Genomic DNA, 16,045 nt, shown 5'->3' on the forward strand with positions numbered 1-16,045 from the left:
CGTTTCCCCTTCTGTGAGTACACTGTGCAGCACTTTGAAGCGAATGATATTCATGTTCATAGAATAAGTGATTTCATAATCGCTGTCAACGAAAATATGTCGCAGTGCATAGAATAGATATGTTCTTGCAGATTAAAGGCATTCCGGCGCACAAAAAAACGCCTGCACCGCGTGGGTGCAGACGGGAAGGGGAGGCTGGGGCAATGTTGATGTTATGCGTCGAGATCGATGTCGAGGATGCCCGCTGCGTAGGAAGCCGCCTCATAGCGCTGAATGAGTACATGGATGTGTCCGTTGGCATCCATATAGATGTCCTTGGGCGCGGTTTCGAGCTTTTTGAAGTCCTTGGCCGCGCCGTTTTTCAGCTCAGCGAGGCGCTTGTTCAGTGACTCCAGCGTGTAGCGTTCGGCCTGTTTCTTTCGATCCGGCAGCTGCTGCACGTCGGCGAGGGTGAGTGCCTTGCCGTCGGACAGACGGAAGATATAGCCGTGAGCATAGGACATCGGATGTGCCGCTCCCTCCTCGGATATGAGTTGGTTCGTCTTCAGGCTGAGCAGTTCATCGCTGCTCTTTGTGATCTCGTAGCTCATCTTTGCCGCAGGCGGCTTGCCCGCAACGCGTGCGGCGTCAATCTCCTGCATGAATGCCTTCACATCGTCCTCGATCACCGTATTGATGCGCTGCTGTGCCTCAGGCGCATCGGCCTTTACGACGGGATAGGTGAGCGTCGCACCGTCGCTGGTCTCCTGTCCGTCCGTGACGGTTGCCATCGCAAATGCCGCGCCGGAAAGCATCGTCGTCATCGCCGCGGTAAGCGCCGCAGCGCGCAGAGTTTTCTTCATCATGGTTCCTCCATTTGTTCTTCTGTTGATTGCTGACGGATGATAGTGTAGCAAAAGTAATGGGGAACGGCATAAGGAGGGGATTATATGTTGGTAAAAATCTGCGGATGCATGATTTCTTGATTTTTGGAAGAGGCGTGTCTATAATGAAAAACAGCTGACATGAGCCGCGCGGGGGTCTATCGAAAGCGCGGATGATGAACCTTCTGGACGATTTTCTGCGGGGCGGCGCGGTTCCTGTGCCGTCTGCGGAGGGAGGACGATGAAATGAAGACGGTCGAGATGCTCATTGACGGTGTACGTGTCGCAGGCGAGGGGGCGCTCCCCGTCTATCACAAGGCGACCGGCGAGGTGATTGCGGAGATCTGCACGGCAGGGGAAAAGGAGGTGCGCGCGGCGGTGGATGCGGCGGAGCGCGCCTTCCACACGGTGGAGCTCAGCCCGTACGAACGCTACGAGATCATCATGCGCGCGGCAAATCTCATGCGCGAACGGCGTGAGGAGTTCGCAGAGGCACTCTCGGCCGAGGCGGGCAAGCCCATCCGCGACGCACGCGGTGAGATCGACCGCTCCTATCAGACCCTTATCCTCTCTGCCGAGGAGGCAAAGCGTCTGCGCGGGCAGACGGTGCCGCTCGCGGGGGCGCCCGGCTGCGGCAATCGGATGGCGTTCACCATTCGCCGTCCGCTCGGCGTGGTCTGTGCCATCACGCCGTTCAACTTCCCTGTCAATCTCGCCGCGCACAAGATCGGTCCGGCACTCGCGGCGGGCAATACGGTTGTCTGCAAGCCTGCCTCGGCAACGCCCCTCACGGCGTCGCTCCTCTGTGACGTATTTGTCAAGGCGGGACTGCCTGCGGGCTGCCTCAACCTCGTCTACGGCGCGGGCAGTGCGGTCGGACGGCTGCTCACGGCGGACGAGCGTATCCGCATGTTTTCCTTTACAGGGAGCGTCCCCGTCGGCAAGGTGCTCCACGAGGCGGTCGGGTTTCGCCGCATCTCGCTCGAACTCGGCTCGAACTCGGCGAACATCGTCCACGAGGATGTTGACGATGTGGCATGGGTTGCGGAGCACTGCGCGCGGCATGCGTTCGTCAACGCGGGGCAGGTCTGTATCTCCTGCCAGCGCGTCTATGTCGCACGCAGCATCTATGAGGCGTTCTGCCGCGCGGCGGTCACGGCGGCGGAGGATTTCCGCAGCGGCGACCTCATGGACGTGCACACGCAGATCGGCCCGATGATCTCTGTGCGCGAGGCGGAGCGCATCGAGGCATGGGTGCGCGAGGCGGAGGCGGCAGGTGCACGCGTCCTCACGGGCGGCACACGGCGCGGTGCGTTCTATGCGCCAACCGTGCTCACGGATGTCACCCCAGGGATGAAGGTCGTCTCCGAGGAGACATTTGCCCCTGTGTTCAGCATCATCCCCTACGACACGATCGAGGAGGCCGTACGCATGGCGAACGACACGCGCTACGGCCTGCAGGCGGGTGTCTTTACGCGCTCGCTCGCCGTCGCGAACTACTGCGCCGAGAACCTCGAGGTCGGCGGCGTCATCATCGGCGACGGTGCGACCTTCCGCATGGACAACATGCCCTACGGCGGCGTCAAGGACAGCGGCGTCGGCCGCGAGGGTCCCGCCTATGCCATCCGCGAGCTGACGGAGGAAAAGCTCATCGTGCTGAACGTCGAGGGATAAAGTTTCTCATAGAAAAAGAGCAGCCGTTGTGCGGCTGCTCTTTTTGCTGTCCGTTATTCTTTTCCGACGAGCTCCTTGCCCTGTTTGCCCGTGATATGGACGATGGTCATTTCGAGCATGTGGAATCGTTTCCATGCGCCGTCGATTTCGCGCGTATGCTGCTCCTCCGTGTTGTGCGGAGCATATTTGAGGGCGAGCTTGCGCGCGGTCGCCCGCTTTTCCGCATCATCCTCGACGATGCGGATGCGTCCAAACACGACAACACTGCGGTATGCCGTGGTGTATTTTTCGGGGATGATCTCATCGCGGTCGATGACGGCGAAGGAGACATTTGGGTTCTGCTGGAGGGCATCGACCTTGTGTCCCGTTACCGCCGTGTGAAAGTAGATGTGCGTGCCGTCGTAGACGTAGCTGATGGGGACGGCGTACGGGAACTCCTCATCACCCGCGAGGGCGAGAATGCCCGCTGTATTGCGGTGCAGGATTTCCTCGGTCATTTCCTTTGTGAGCTCTTGGCGTTTGCGGCGCATCGGTCGGAACATATTTTTACTCCTTGTACAAAAAGGAGGTATCCATGTGGATACCTCTTTGTCATCGAGATGGTGGAGACGAAGAGGATTGAACTCTCGACCCCCAGATTGCGAACCTGGTGCTCTCCCAGCTGAGCTACGTCCCCATGACTGACAAGGGCTATTATAACCCGCGCGGGAGGAAAATGCAAGCGAATTTTTTGCACTAGGATAGGATAGACACTATGTTCGCCACCGTGCTATACTGAATACGTTGCCGCCTCCAATACCGGCACCGAAAGGAGGTGTGCTGATGGAGCAGTGTACGTCATTTTACTTTCCGTTATGGCGGGCATAGTCACCCACTATGTCTGCAAATGGCTGGACGGAGAGTAACGGCAATCAGCCTGAGGTTTCTTGAACTCTTTCCTCGTGTCAAATAAGAGAGCCCCCGCAACGGCAATTGCGGGGGCTTTTTCTGTGCAGATGGATGTACGTCATTTCTGCGTACCCTTATTATACCACAAACAGCGGCAGAATCAAGATCTTAGCCTCACGCGCACGTCCGCCGTGATCTGCGGGCCGGTGAGATGATGCGCGCGTGCGAGAGCGGCTGGGTCGTAGCGGTTGAAGAAGGCCTTCGGCAGGCCGTAGCTCTTCACCTCGACGTCCCTGTCCACCCCATAGAACGCCGCGACCTTTTCCCCAAAACCGCCGTCCAGGATGCCGTCCTCGACGGTGACGATGAGACGGTGCTTTTCCTTGAGACGTGTGAGGAGCGCCTCGTCCAGTCCCGAGAGGTAGAGCGGGTTCACGACGGTGGCGTGGATGCCGTCGCGCGCGAGTTCCTCTGCCGCCGCCGTAGCGAGCGCGGCAAAGTTCCCCACGCCGATGAGTGCGACCTCCGCGCCCTCCGTGACGACGATGGAGCGATGGAGCGCGCTGTAGTCCGCGCGGACGGGATAGGGGCTCTCCGCATAGCCGCCGAGCGGCGTGCGGATCATGACGGGATGCTCCGTCTGCGCGATGGCCCAGCGCAGGACAGCGAGGTGCTCTTCGATGCTCGTCGGTGCGAGAAAGACGAGGTTCGGAACATGGGAGAAAATCGAGATGTCATAGAACCCGAGATGCGTCACATCGGTCGAGCGATAGAGCGACGCCCCCGTCACGAGAAAGACCGCAGGGCTGCGGTTGATGCAGACGTCCTGCGCCATCTGGTCATAGACACGCTGATAGAACGTGCTGTATGTGCCGAAGACGGGACGCGCCCCGCCGCGCGCGAGGCCTGCCGCCATTGCGACGGCATGCTCCTCGGCGATGCCCACATCGACGTACTGCGCACCGAGTTCCGCACGCTCGGCAGGTGTGAGCCCGATGCCGCCGACGATGCCCGCCGAGAGATAGACAAAGTTCGGATTCCGCTTTGCCTCGGCTAGGACGAAATCGACCGTTGCAGCAAGACACGGATCGGGAGCAGACGGATGTTTGACCGCGCCGCTCTCCGTATGGAACGGTGCATGACGATGCCAGCCCTCGGGATCGTCCTCGGCAAAGGAGAGCCCCTTGCCCTTCTGCGTGTGGATGTGGATGACGACGGGCTTTTGGCTGTCCTTTACCGCAGCGAATGCCGCGATCAGTGCCTCGGTATCGTTTCCATCCGCGACGTAGCGGTAGGCGAGGCCCATCGCGCGGAAGAGATTGTCCGCTGCCGTGCCATTTGTCTCGCGCAGACGGCGGAGCATAGCGTACATGCCGCCGTGGTTCTCGGAGATCGACCAGTCGTTGTCGTTGAGGACGATGATGAGGTTTGATCGCATCTCGCCTGCGACGTTCAGCCCCTCAAGTGCCTCGCCGCCCGAGAGTGCACCGTCACCGATGAAGGCGACGACATTCTCCCTGCGCCCCGCGAGATCGCGTGCCTTCGCGAGCCCCGTCGCGAGGCTGATCGAGGTCGATGTGTGCCCAATGTTAAAGTGGTCGTGCGGGCTCTCCTCCGTATTCGTAAAGCCCGACACCTCGCCGTAGTGCGCGGGATCGAGGTAGGCGGCGGCACGCCCCGTCAGCATCTTGTGCGGATAGCACTGATGCGACACATCGTAGATGATCTTGTCCGTCGGCGCATCAAACACCGTGTGCAGGGCGATGGTCGCCTCAATCACGCCGAGGTTTGGCCCGATATGCCCACCGACACTGCTGGCTCGCGTGATGAGCGCCGCGCGCATCTCCGCTGCGAGCGCACGCCGCTGCGCGGGGGTATAGCCCTTGATGTCCGATGGGCTGTGGATCTGTTCAAGATACAAGGGGAAAGCCCTCCTAGAGAACGTGCGGCGACATCCGCACGCCTGATCATGAAATACACTCCTATCATTATATCATATATTCTAATAACTTGTTGGAAAAAATATTGCTTACGGGAAATACGATGAAAAAACAGGACACACGGGATCCATTGGCCGGAAAAGCCCATGGATGCCGTATGTCCCGCTTATTTTGTCGTGGATCGTACGCTATCAGGCAATCGACGCGGCGTAAATTCCGTCGACTGCCTTTTCCAGTACGGCGTTGAACTCCGCGTCGCTCTGGCTCACGCGCAGATCCTGCGCGAGTGCACGCGAGAAGCTGGCGATGAGGCCGTGATTGCGTGCGAGCTTCTCATTCGCCTCGCTCTGGGAGTAGCCGCCGCTGAGCGCGACGATGCGGACGACGTGCGGATCCTTCATGATCTCTGAGTAGAGATTGTCGACGCTCGGGATGGTGAACTTGAACATGAGCTTTGCACCAGAGGAGAGCTTGGTGAGATTCTCCTTGATGATGCCGAGCATGATATCCTCTGCCATTGCCTTATCGGGGCAGTGGATATCGACCTCAGGCTCGAGGATGGGGACGAGCCCCTTTGCGATGATATCCTCACCGAACGCAAACTGTTGGTCGATGATGGAGCGGATGCCGCCGGGATTTGCCTCCTTGATGACGGAGCGCATCTTCGTCCCGAATATGTGACGTTCATTTGCACGGTCGAGGAGTGCGCCGAGCCCCGGGATGGGCTTCATGAGCTGAACGCCGTCCGCCTCAGGCGCGAGCCCCTTGTCGACCTTCAGGATGGGGATGATGCCCTTCTTCTCCCAGAGATAGTCGGCCGTGTAGAGTCCGTCGATCTTGCGGTCCATCGTGTTCTCAAAGAGAATGGCGGCAAGGATCTTGCTCTTGTCGAATGCGGGACTCTTGATGATGCGCGTGCGCATCTCGTGAACTCGCGTAAACATCTCCTCGTCGCCGTGGTAGGCGCTCTCGTCGATGCCGTATGCCTTCAGAGCCTTTGGCGTCGAGCCGCCGCTCTGATCGAGTGCGGCGATAAAGCCCTTATCGTGCTCCATGCGGGTGAGCTGTTGCTGATTCATCGTGGATTCCTCCTTGTCGTATCCGTGGGGCAGACAGCCCGCACACAGATCCATTCGGCTCCATGTTCTTCCGGACTGCACCCCGATCGAAATCCTTACGCGTCCTATTATACCGCAATGAGATAAAAAAGGCAATGAATATGAAAGTACCTATCAGAGACACTGCACTTTCAAGCTTGCACATATCTTAAAATCATGTTGCAATTTTATATTATCGATGGTGATCCATGCTTCCTGAAAAAAGGAGGGGAGTTCATGGCAGAGACGAAATCAATGCAGATTCGCGTTGACGCCGCCGTCCGGGCGGAGGTCGATGAGATCTGCCATGCACTTGGGCTCTCGACGAACGAGGCGATCAATCTGTTCTTTCACCAGATCCTCCTGCACGACAGCATCCCATTTCCCATGCAGAAACCGCGCCCCGACGGAGGCGTGTTCGCCGCGCTGGACGACGCCGACGCGGTCGCGTGCGGTGTCCTGCATACAAAGTCTTGCGCGAACGCCTCCCAGGCACGCGGACGGAGTTTCATGCTGACGATCAAACAGATGTCAGAGGATAAAAAGGGGAACGATACCCCACGGCTCTCCTGCGTCGTTGACGTGCACGCATAGAACTGCCTCACGGGCGCAAAGCCCGCGCGGCAGTTCTTTTCCTGCGCATATTTCTTTCTTTACTCTCTGCCCCTAAAATGGTAAAATTTGAGCAGAATGGGATTCGAAAGGGAGATCGTCATGCAGAAGCAATATACCGCCCTCGTGTTCGCGGCATCACTTATGCTGCTCACCGGCTGCGGCAGCGATACAGCCAAAGAGCCGCCGCCCCCCGTCGTGCGCACGATGGCGCTCAGCGCAGCAGGTGCATTGGAGGCAGACTACAGCGGGATCGTCCGCGCACGCTATGAGACGAAGCTCGCCTTTCAGGTCGGCGGGCAGATCCTCTCGCGCAATGTGAGCTTGGGTGCGCACGTCCATGCAGGTGAGGTGCTCATGGTCATCAACGCACGCGACATACAGCAGCAGGCGAATGCGGCAGGTGCAGGCGTCGCCTCCGCGCGCGCACAGCTCGACCTCGCCCGCGCCAACCGCGCGCGCTACGAGGAGCTCTACGCCGCGCAGGCAGTCTCCGCCGCCATGCTCGACCAGTACCGTACGAACGAGAACGCCGCCGAGGCCGCCTACCGTCAGGCACTCGCGCAGAACGCGCAGAGCAGCAACGCGCTCGGCTATACGAACCTCATCGCGGGCGCGGACGGCGTGATCTCGGGCATCGCCGCCGAGGAGGGACAGGTCGTCGCTGCAGGGCAGACCGTCATGACTCTCACACAGGATGGAGAACGTGAAATTGAGATCGCCGTCCCCGAGAGCCGCCTCGCCGAGGTCTCCATCGGCATGCCCGCCGCCGTCTCCCTCTGGGCAAACCACGCGGCACTCACGGGCACGGTACGTGAGATCGCGCCCGTCGCTGATGCCGCAGGCGGTACATACGCTGTACGCATTGCCCTCGCGGATGCCCCCGCCGACCTCCCGCTCGGCATGACGGCACACGTGCGTCTCGGTGCATCGGACGAGGCCGGTGTTGTCCTCCCGCTCTCCGCCATCTATCAGACGGGTGACACGGCAGAGGTTTTTGTCGTGGAGGACGGCATCGTACACCTGCGCCCTGTCACCGTGACTGCATTCCGCGACAACGACGTCGTCGTCGCAGGGCTTCCGCAGGATGCCGTCGTTGTGACGGCAGGCATTCACCGTCTCCATGACGGAGAGGCGGTGCGCACGAAATGAGGAACCTCACCGAACTCTCCCTGCGCCACCGCGCCCTTGTCTGGTACTTTATCATCGTCTTTGCCGTCGGCGGCATCTTTGCCTATACGTCCCTCGGCCGCATGGAGGACCCTGCCTTTACCATCCGCCAGATGGTCGTCTCCGCCGCATGGCCGGGCGCGACGGCAGAGGAGATGCAGGATCAGGTCACGGATAAACTTGAGCGGCGTTTTCAGGACACGCCGGGACTCAAGGAGATCACAAGCGAGACGCGCGCAGGTCAGACCATCATCTACGTCAGACTGCGCGACGACGTAGATACGGACCTCATCCGCCCGACATGGCGCGACGTCCGCAACTTCGGCGAGGACGTCAAGGGAGACCTGCCGAACGGCGTTCTCGGTCCGTTCTACAACGATCGCTTTGACGACGTATTCGGCTCGATCTATGCCGTTACAGGCGAGGATTACTCCTATGAGGAGCTGCGTGCCATCGCGGAGGACGTGCGCCGCCGTATCCTCACCGTGCCAAGCGTGCAAAAAGTCGAGCTGATCGGCGTCCAGCGCGAACGCGTCTACGTCGAGGTCAGCCGCGACCGCCTCGCCTCCCTCGGCATCGCCCCGACGGCGATCACGGACGCCCTGCGCACGCAGGACACCGTCCTCCCGGGTGGCTCGATTGAGACCGTGGATGGCAGTGTGAACCTGCGCGTCTCGGGTGTCTTTGACAGCCTCGACGACATCCGCGCCCTCCCCATCGCGGCGGACGGACGCGTATTCCGCCTCGGCGACATCGCGGACATCACGCGCCGCCCGATCGACCCGGCCGACCCCAAAATGATGTATAACGGCGCACCTGCCATCGGCATCGCCGTCTCCATGGAGAATGGCGGCAACATCCTCGCCCTCGGCAAAGATCTCGATGCGCTCACCGCGCAGATTCGGCAGGATCTCCCGCTCGGCACGGAACTGAGCGAGGTGTCGAACCAGCCTGCCGTCGTTCAGCACTCCATCCATGACTTTGTGGAGACGCTCGCCATCGCCATCGTCATTGTCCTCGCGGTCAGCTTCCTCTCGCTCGGTCTGCGCACCGGACTTGTTGTCGCATGCTGCATCCCGCTCGTCCTCGCGGGCACATTCGTCTGTATGTACGCCCTTGGCATCGACCTGCACAAGGTCTCTCTCGGCGCACTCATCATTGCACTCGGGCTTCTCGTCGACGATGCCATCATCGCCGTCGAGATGATGAGCGTCCAGCTTGAGCGCGGCAAGGATCGCTTCGACGCCGCGTGCTACGCTTTTACCCAGACGGCAAAGCCCATGCTCACGGGCACGCTCATCACCTGCGCGGGCTTTATTCCTGTTGCCTTCTCCAAAGGCATGGCGAGCGAGTTCTGCGCCGCCCTCTTCCCCGTGATCGGCATTGCCCTCCTCCTCAGCTGGATCGTCTCTGTCATGGTCGCACCGCTCTTCGGCTGCCATCTGATCCGCGTCAAGCAGAGGGCGGGCGGCACACACGATCCGTACGCAACGCCCTTCTACCGTCTCTTTCGCCGCGTGCTCACCCTCTTCCTTGCGCACCGCGCCATCGTCCTCATCGGCACCGTACTCCTTTTCGCCATGAGCCTTGTCGCCTTCCCGCACATCAAGCAAACCTTCTTTCCGCCCTCCCTGCGCCCTGAGCTGCTCGTCCGTCTCACCCTGCCGCAGGGGGCATCCTTGAAGGCGACGCAGACAGAGGCGGATCGTCTCACGGCCATCCTTGACGCGAACAGCGAGAAGGTGTCCAACTATGCCGCCTATATCGGGCGGTCCACGCCGCGCTTCGTCCTCACCGTTGAGCCGAAGGCGGACGCCGCGAACGAAGCACAGTTCGTCATCACGGCAAAGGATACAGAGCAGCGCGAGGCACTCGCCGCCATCATCCGCAGCGCCGCCAACGATGAGCTATCGGGCGTGCGCGTCACGACGCAGTACATTCAGACGGGGCCGCCTGCGAGCCACCCCGTCATGCTGCGCGTCTCTGCACCGACAACCGATGCCGTGCGCCGCGTCGCCGAGCAGGTCGCCGCCATCGCCGCCGCCGACCCTGTGACCGACAACGTCCATCTCGACTGGACAGAAAAGGCAAAAGGCATCCGCATCGACCTCGACAAGGACAAACTGAAACGTTATGGACTCAGTGCCAAGGATGTCAAGCAGATGCTCTACACCGAAATCTCAGGCGCACAGGCGGCGGAGTTCTACACGGGCGACCGCACCCTCGGCATCGTCCTGCGTCTCACGGAAGAGGACCGCACGAACCTCGGGCAGCTCGGCGCCCTCCCCATCCCTACGCGCGGCGGCACGATCCCGCTGGATCAGATTGCCCGTCTCTCCTACGAGGCGGAGGACGGCCTGATCAAGCGGCATAACCTCCTCCCATCCATCATGGTCGAGGCGGATATCAAGGACGGGGAGGGCAACGATGCCGCTCTGCGCATCTACGACGCGACGAAGGAGCTGCGTGAAAACCTCCCCGCCGGCACCACCATTGTCCCGTCGGGCGCACTTGAGAACGCGGACGACTCCATGAACTACCTCGTAAAGCCCGTCCCCGCAATGATCTTCATCATCATGACGCTGCTCATGTTCCAGGTCGGCACCATGGGCAAGATGGCGCTCACCATCCTCGTCGCACCGCTCGGGCTCATCGGCGTCGTCCTCGCCATGCTCCTCACGGACTCTGCCATGGGCTTCGTCGCCTACCTCGGCGTACTCGCCCTCTTCGGCATGATCATCCGCAACTCCGTCATCCTCATCGACCAGATCAAGAAACATGAGGAGGCAGGCGAGAAGCCCATGGACGCTATCATCGACTCTGCCGTTCTGCGTTTTCGCCCCATCATGCTCACCGCGGCTGCTGCCATCCTCGGCATGCTCCCCCTCATGCGCAGCATCTTCTGGGGGCCCATGGCCGTCGCCATCGCAGGCGGCCTCATCGTCGCCACCGTCCTGACCCTCCTTGTCCTCCCCGTCATGTACGCCGCGGCGTATCGGATCAAGTAAAGGAATCACTGATAAAATGAGGTATGCCAATTCGGTATACCTCATTTTATCAGTGGCTCCCTAGGCTATGAAACTCCTCAGAACCGTTTCGATGCCGCCTTAGAAACTCTTCGCTCATCGGTTTTGATTCTGTTGCGTGTTGCCGTTCGATTTGATATTGCAATTTAGGGGGAAAATTTCCACAGAACCTTGTAAAAATTATATTTTACGCCCTTAGTTTGTGATATACTGTATACAATTAATCAAAATCCAGGAGGCTAATATGAAACGACTCTATGCCGCCTATGGCAGCAATCTGAACATCAAAGCCATGCAAAAGCGTTGCCCGAACGCCACAATCGTCGGTACGGCACAGCTTGACGATACAGATCTAGTGTATCGCGGCAAACCGCCGCGTGTCTATCTCACACTTGTAACGAAAAAAGGCGTATCCACACCGCTCGGGATTTGGTCGGTAACAGAGAGCGATGAGGCGGCTCTCGACAACTACGAGATTTTCCCGACACTCTACCACAAGGAAGTACGCCGCGTGCAGATACGGGAGCGGGATACAGGGCACACGAGGGACGCGGATGTCTTTCTCTATACGATGGTAGACGGGATGCCGCTCGGCACGCCGGATGCCGACTATGTTGATGCTTGCCGCACAGGATTTGCGGATTTCGGCTTTGATACGGAACGCCTCGATCACGCACGGCAAGGATAAATGAAGCGCTAATAAATTCAGCGGCGCATCCTATATTCATTCCCACACAGGAAACAACACCTCAGCGTCTGCGGGGTGTTTTCCGAGACTCTTTGAGGAGGTCTTATCTATGCTTGTTCTATCGGGTATCTTGGTCATGGTGCTGGGGCTCGCACTGCGTTTCAATGCGCTGCTCGTTGTCATCGTCGCCGGCTTTGTCACAGGACTCGCCGCAGGGATGTCACTGCAGGAAATTGTCACAGTCATTGGTGAAGCATTCATCAAGAACCGCTATATGTCGCTCTTCATCCTCGTCCTTCCCGTCATCGGCCTGTCGGAGCGGTTTGGTCTTCGTGAACGTGCGGAATTCCTTATCTCGAAAATCTCTGCAGCGACGGCAGGGCGTATCTTTATGCTCTATATGCTCGTACGCCAGATCATGGAGGCACTCGGAGTTAAAGTCAGTGGTCACCCGACGTTCATTCGCCCGCTGATTGCCCCGATGGGCGAGGCTGCGGCGCTCAAAGGGCGCAAGGCATCACCCGCGATCCTCGACAAGATCCGTGGGTATGCGGCGACAGCCGAAAATGCCGGCAATTTCTTTGCGCAGAATGTCTTTATCGCAGCAGGCGGACTGCTCCTCATCAAGGGCGTGCTGGAGGAACACGGCTACGAAGCGGATCTCGTCACGATGGCAGTCTACTGTATCCCTACCGCCGTGGTTGCGTTTCTCTTCACAGCGGTTCGCTTCCATCTCTTTGACCGGCGAATTGAGCGGGAGATTCAGGCATTCAATGAAGTGAAGAAAGACTGAAGAGGGAGGTATCTATGTTGACACTCGACCATGTCTATCTCCTGTGCGGGATCTATCTTGTCCTCTTTGGGCTGCTCTCATTCGGCGACAGCAAGAATCTCAAACGATTCGGCACGGGGCTGTTCTGGCTCATCTATGGTATCACATTCCTCGGCGGATCGGCGCTCGGCAGCGAGAATGCGGGCTGGATGGTGATCCTGATGGCGATCATCGTTGCCGCAAAACAGATGGGACACGGAGACTACCACGAAACCTCAAAGGAGGAAAAGACCGCATCTGCACAGCAGCTCGGCAATAAGCTGCTCATCCCGGTTCTTGCGGTGGGCATCATTACACTTATTCTTGCGGCGGCGACCAAACTCGGAGCACTCGTCTCCTTCGGCATTGCCTCTGTCATTGCTCTTGTGATTGCACTCGCCATTACACGGGGCACACCGCTCCAAACCTTCCACGAAGGCCGCCGTTTGATCGATGCCATCGGTTGGGCAGCGATTCTTTCGCAGCTTCTCGCAGCGCTAGGCTCACTTTTTGCGAAGGCTGGCATTGGCAATATTGTCTCGGACATTGTGTCAAGCGCTATTCCGACGGACAGTGCACTTGCGGTTGTCATTGCCTACTGCCTTGGCATGGCGGTCTTTACCATCATCATGGGCAATGCGTTTGCTGCATTTGCGGTCATCACAAGCGGCATTGGCATCCCGCTTGTGATCGTTGGACATGGTGCGAACCCGCTCGTTGTCGCACCGATCGCCATGCTTGCGGGGTACTGTGGTACTCTCATGACGCCGATGGCAGCGAACTTCAACATTGTTCCTGCTGCATTGCTTGAAATGAAGAGCAAATACGGTGTTATTCGCGCACAGATTCCGCTGGCAGTTTCCCTCCTTGCGGCAAACATTCTGCTCATGTATTTTCTTGGCTTCCGTCAGTGATAAATGAAAGGAGGAAGCGGCGGTGCCTCCGCCGCACAACATTCTATGAAAAAGCTATTGATTACGGGATTTCAGCCCTTTGACGGTGAGACGGTCAACCCTGCACTTGAACTGGTCAAGCAGCTCGACGGCAAGGTGGTCAACAACTACGAGATTGCCGCACGCGAAATCCCCGTCGTACGTTATGAATCGCTTGACGCCGTACAGCGTGCTGTCGATGAGGTCTGCCCTGACGCAATCATCATCGTCGGACAGGCAGGCGGTCGTTACGATATCACCGTCGAACGCATCGGCATCAACGTCGATGACTTCCGCATCCCGGACAACAAGGGCAATCAGCCCATCGACGCCCCCATCGCCAAGGATGGCCCCATTGCCTATTGGGCAACGCTTCCGATCAAGAAGATGGTCAGCAATATAAAGGCAGCAGGTATTCCTGCGAGTATTTCCAACTCAGCGGGCACGTTCGTCTGCAACCATCTTCTCTACGGAGTCCTCCACCTGCTTGCCAAAGAGGGAAAGTCCCATATTCCTGCGGGATTCGTCCACATTCCCTATCTGCCGGAACAGATGTCCGTACGTGTAGGACTCGACAGTCAGCATCCGACAATGTCCGTAGACACTCTCGTCAAAGGCTTTACAGCTATGATCAAAGCATTGGGATGACGTCAGAAGCATGATGCAAGGATGGATCCATGGAAGCTCCGTGTATCCGTCCTTTTTCGTATATCCATCCCCGCGCCCTCCGAAGATGCTCAGAATGATGCAGTCACAGATCAAGGAATAAACAACATTTATTTTTTCCAAAGTATTCCCTATGGTACATTTTATATGGTATACTGTATACAATTGTTGATAAAACGTGTAGGGGCAAAGGAGAGATCACGATGCGAAAAGAACACGATTTTCTTGGTGATTTAGAGGTGCCGGATGAGGTTTACTACGGTGTACAGACGATGCGCGCAGTGGAGAACTTCAACATCACGGGGCAGAAGCTCGACCCCGATTTCATCATTGCTCTTGCGAAGGTGAAAAAGGCGGCGGCTCTCGCGAATATGGATACGGGACGTCTGCCGCACGAGATCGGCGATGTGCTCGTGCAGGCGGCAGATGAGATCATCGCAGGCGGACTGATCGACCAGTTCCCCGTTGACCCGATTCAGGGCGGCGCGGGCACATCGATCAATATGAATATGAACGAGGTGCTCTGCAACCGCGCGCTGGAGCTGCGCGGTGAGGCGAAGGGACGCTACGACATCATCTCGCCGAACAACCATGCGAACATGGCGCAGTCGACAAACGATTCCTTCCCTACAGGCATCAAGGTTTGTCTCTCAAAGAAGGGGGATGATTTCCTCGCCGCGCTCGAGCGGCTCGCGACGGAGCTCGAGAAAAAGGCGACGGCCTACCGCGGCATTCTCAAGATGGGGCGCACGCATCTGCAGGACGCTGTCCCCATCACGCTCGGTCAGGAGATGGGCGCATACGCCTCCGCCGTGCGCCGCTGCATGAAGCGCACGCGCATTGTCCAGCGCGCGATCCATACGATCAACATGGGCGGCACCGCCGTCGGCACGGGGCTGAACGCGGAACCCGCGTACATCAAGGCGGTCGCCAAGCGCCTCTCGGAGATCACGGGGGAGACATATCGTACGTCGCAGAACATCATCGACGCGACGAACAACACGGATGCGTTCGCCGATTTCTCCTCAGCACTCAAGAACGCCGCGCTCGTCCTCATCAAGATGGCGAACGACTTCCGTCTCATGGCATCGGGACCACGCTGCGGGCTGAACGAGCTGCATCTGCCGATGCGCCAGCCCGGCTCCTCGATCATGCCCGGCAAGGTCAACCCCGTCATTGCCGAGGTTCTCGATCAGGCGTGCTATCAGGTCATCGCAGGCGATCTCGCCGTAACGTTCGGTGTAGAGAACGGCCAGTTCGAGCTGAACGTGATGGAGCCGGTCATGGCGTTCAATATGTTTAACTCGCTGAACTACATTACACGCGCCGTCGATACGTTTGTCGACAAGCTCCTTATCGGTCTCGAGCCGAACATCGAGCAGTGCCAGAAATGGCTCGACAACAGCGTCGGCATCGTCACCGCACTCCTGCCGCACATCGGCTATGAGAAATCTGCCGAGCTCGCGAAGGAGGCGTATACGACAGGCAAGCCCATCCGTGAGATCATCCTCGATCGCGGCATTCTCACGAAGAAGGAGCTCTCGCACATCCTCTCACCGCGCCAAATGACACGGCCGGGCATCGCGGAATAGCGATTCCTTAACTTTGATTTAATTAGGGAAAGCAGAGGTTTTTCTATTATTTCGGCGAAATTACTATAGATAGTAATTTTTTTTAT

The 16,045-nt window shown here is 58.6% G+C and carries 13 protein-coding genes and 1 tRNA gene; 9 read left to right on the forward strand and 5 right to left on the reverse strand.

Features of this window, described 5'->3' with window-relative positions:
- Positions 1–212: 212 nt before the first annotated feature.
- Positions 213–845 carry a PdaC/SigV domain-containing protein gene (locus tag AXE86_RS06620; RefSeq protein ID WP_061945767.1) on the reverse strand — a complete coding sequence of 211 codons (633 nt, stop codon included), beginning with the start codon at positions 843–845 and terminating at the stop codon, positions 213–215.
- 264 nt (positions 846–1,109) lie between these two features.
- Between AXE86_RS06620 and AXE86_RS06625 the strand changes: the two genes are divergently transcribed.
- Complete coding sequence (locus tag AXE86_RS06625; RefSeq protein WP_061945769.1) at positions 1,110–2,537, forward strand: aldehyde dehydrogenase family protein; 1,428 nt, start codon at positions 1,110–1,112, stop codon at positions 2,535–2,537.
- A gap of 53 nt (positions 2,538–2,590) precedes the next feature.
- On the opposite strand, the gene AXE86_RS06630 is transcribed toward AXE86_RS06625, so the two are convergent.
- From AXE86_RS06630 to AXE86_RS06645, 4 genes are all read right to left on the reverse strand, one after another.
- Positions 2,591–3,079, reverse strand: a complete 489-nt coding sequence (locus AXE86_RS06630) for a pyridoxamine 5'-phosphate oxidase family protein (protein ID WP_061945771.1) — start codon at positions 3,077–3,079, stop codon at positions 2,591–2,593.
- 58 nt (positions 3,080–3,137) lie between these two features.
- Positions 3,138–3,213 (reverse strand) — tRNA-Ala (locus tag AXE86_RS06635).
- Positions 3,214–3,585: 372 nt separating this feature from the next.
- Positions 3,586–5,346, reverse strand: coding sequence for a 1-deoxy-D-xylulose-5-phosphate synthase (locus AXE86_RS06640; protein ID WP_061945773.1), 1,761 nt, complete (start codon positions 5,344–5,346; stop codon positions 3,586–3,588).
- Positions 5,347–5,556: 210 nt separating this feature from the next.
- Complete coding sequence (locus AXE86_RS06645; protein ID WP_061945775.1) at positions 5,557–6,444, reverse strand: fructose bisphosphate aldolase; 888 nt, start codon at positions 6,442–6,444, stop codon at positions 5,557–5,559.
- Between the two features lie 255 nt (positions 6,445–6,699).
- On the opposite strand from AXE86_RS06645, the gene AXE86_RS06650 reads away from it, so the two are divergent.
- From AXE86_RS06650 to AXE86_RS06685, 8 genes are all read left to right on the forward strand, one after another.
- On the forward strand, positions 6,700–7,056 hold the full coding sequence (locus AXE86_RS06650) for a type II toxin-antitoxin system RelB/DinJ family antitoxin (RefSeq protein WP_061945776.1): 357 nt from the start codon (positions 6,700–6,702) through the stop codon (positions 7,054–7,056).
- Between the two features lie 120 nt (positions 7,057–7,176).
- Positions 7,177–8,226 (forward strand): efflux RND transporter periplasmic adaptor subunit, encoded by a 1,050-nt coding sequence (locus tag AXE86_RS06655; RefSeq protein WP_198145244.1) that lies wholly within the window; start codon positions 7,177–7,179, stop codon positions 8,224–8,226.
- Positions 8,223–11,252 carry an efflux RND transporter permease subunit gene (locus AXE86_RS06660; RefSeq protein ID WP_061945779.1) on the forward strand — a complete coding sequence of 1,010 codons (3,030 nt, stop codon included), beginning with the start codon at positions 8,223–8,225 and terminating at the stop codon, positions 11,250–11,252. The genes AXE86_RS06655 and AXE86_RS06660 overlap by 4 nt, the downstream gene beginning before the upstream one ends.
- Positions 11,253–11,514: 262 nt before the next feature.
- Entirely contained in the window at positions 11,515–11,958 is a 444-nt protein-coding gene (locus tag AXE86_RS06665; protein ID WP_061945781.1) for a gamma-glutamylcyclotransferase, read from the forward strand.
- Positions 11,959–12,067: 109 nt separating this feature from the next.
- Positions 12,068–12,751, forward strand: coding sequence for a DUF969 domain-containing protein (locus AXE86_RS06670; protein ID WP_061945783.1), 684 nt, complete (start codon positions 12,068–12,070; stop codon positions 12,749–12,751).
- A gap of 14 nt (positions 12,752–12,765) precedes the next feature.
- Positions 12,766–13,683 carry a DUF979 domain-containing protein gene (locus AXE86_RS06675; protein WP_061945785.1) on the forward strand — a complete coding sequence of 306 codons (918 nt, stop codon included), beginning with the start codon at positions 12,766–12,768 and terminating at the stop codon, positions 13,681–13,683.
- A gap of 45 nt (positions 13,684–13,728) precedes the next feature.
- Positions 13,729–14,349 (forward strand): pyroglutamyl-peptidase I, encoded by a 621-nt coding sequence (gene pcp, locus AXE86_RS06680; protein ID WP_061945787.1) that lies wholly within the window; start codon positions 13,729–13,731, stop codon positions 14,347–14,349.
- Positions 14,350–14,570: 221 nt separating this feature from the next.
- Positions 14,571–15,959 carry an aspartate ammonia-lyase gene (locus tag AXE86_RS06685; RefSeq protein ID WP_061945789.1) on the forward strand — a complete coding sequence of 463 codons (1,389 nt, stop codon included), beginning with the start codon at positions 14,571–14,573 and terminating at the stop codon, positions 15,957–15,959.
- Positions 15,960–16,045 lie beyond the last annotated feature (86 nt).

The sequence above is a fragment of the Selenomonas sp. oral taxon 136 genome, assembly GCF_001554015.1.
Lineage (GTDB): Bacteria > Bacillota > Negativicutes > Selenomonadales > Selenomonadaceae > Centipeda > Centipeda felix.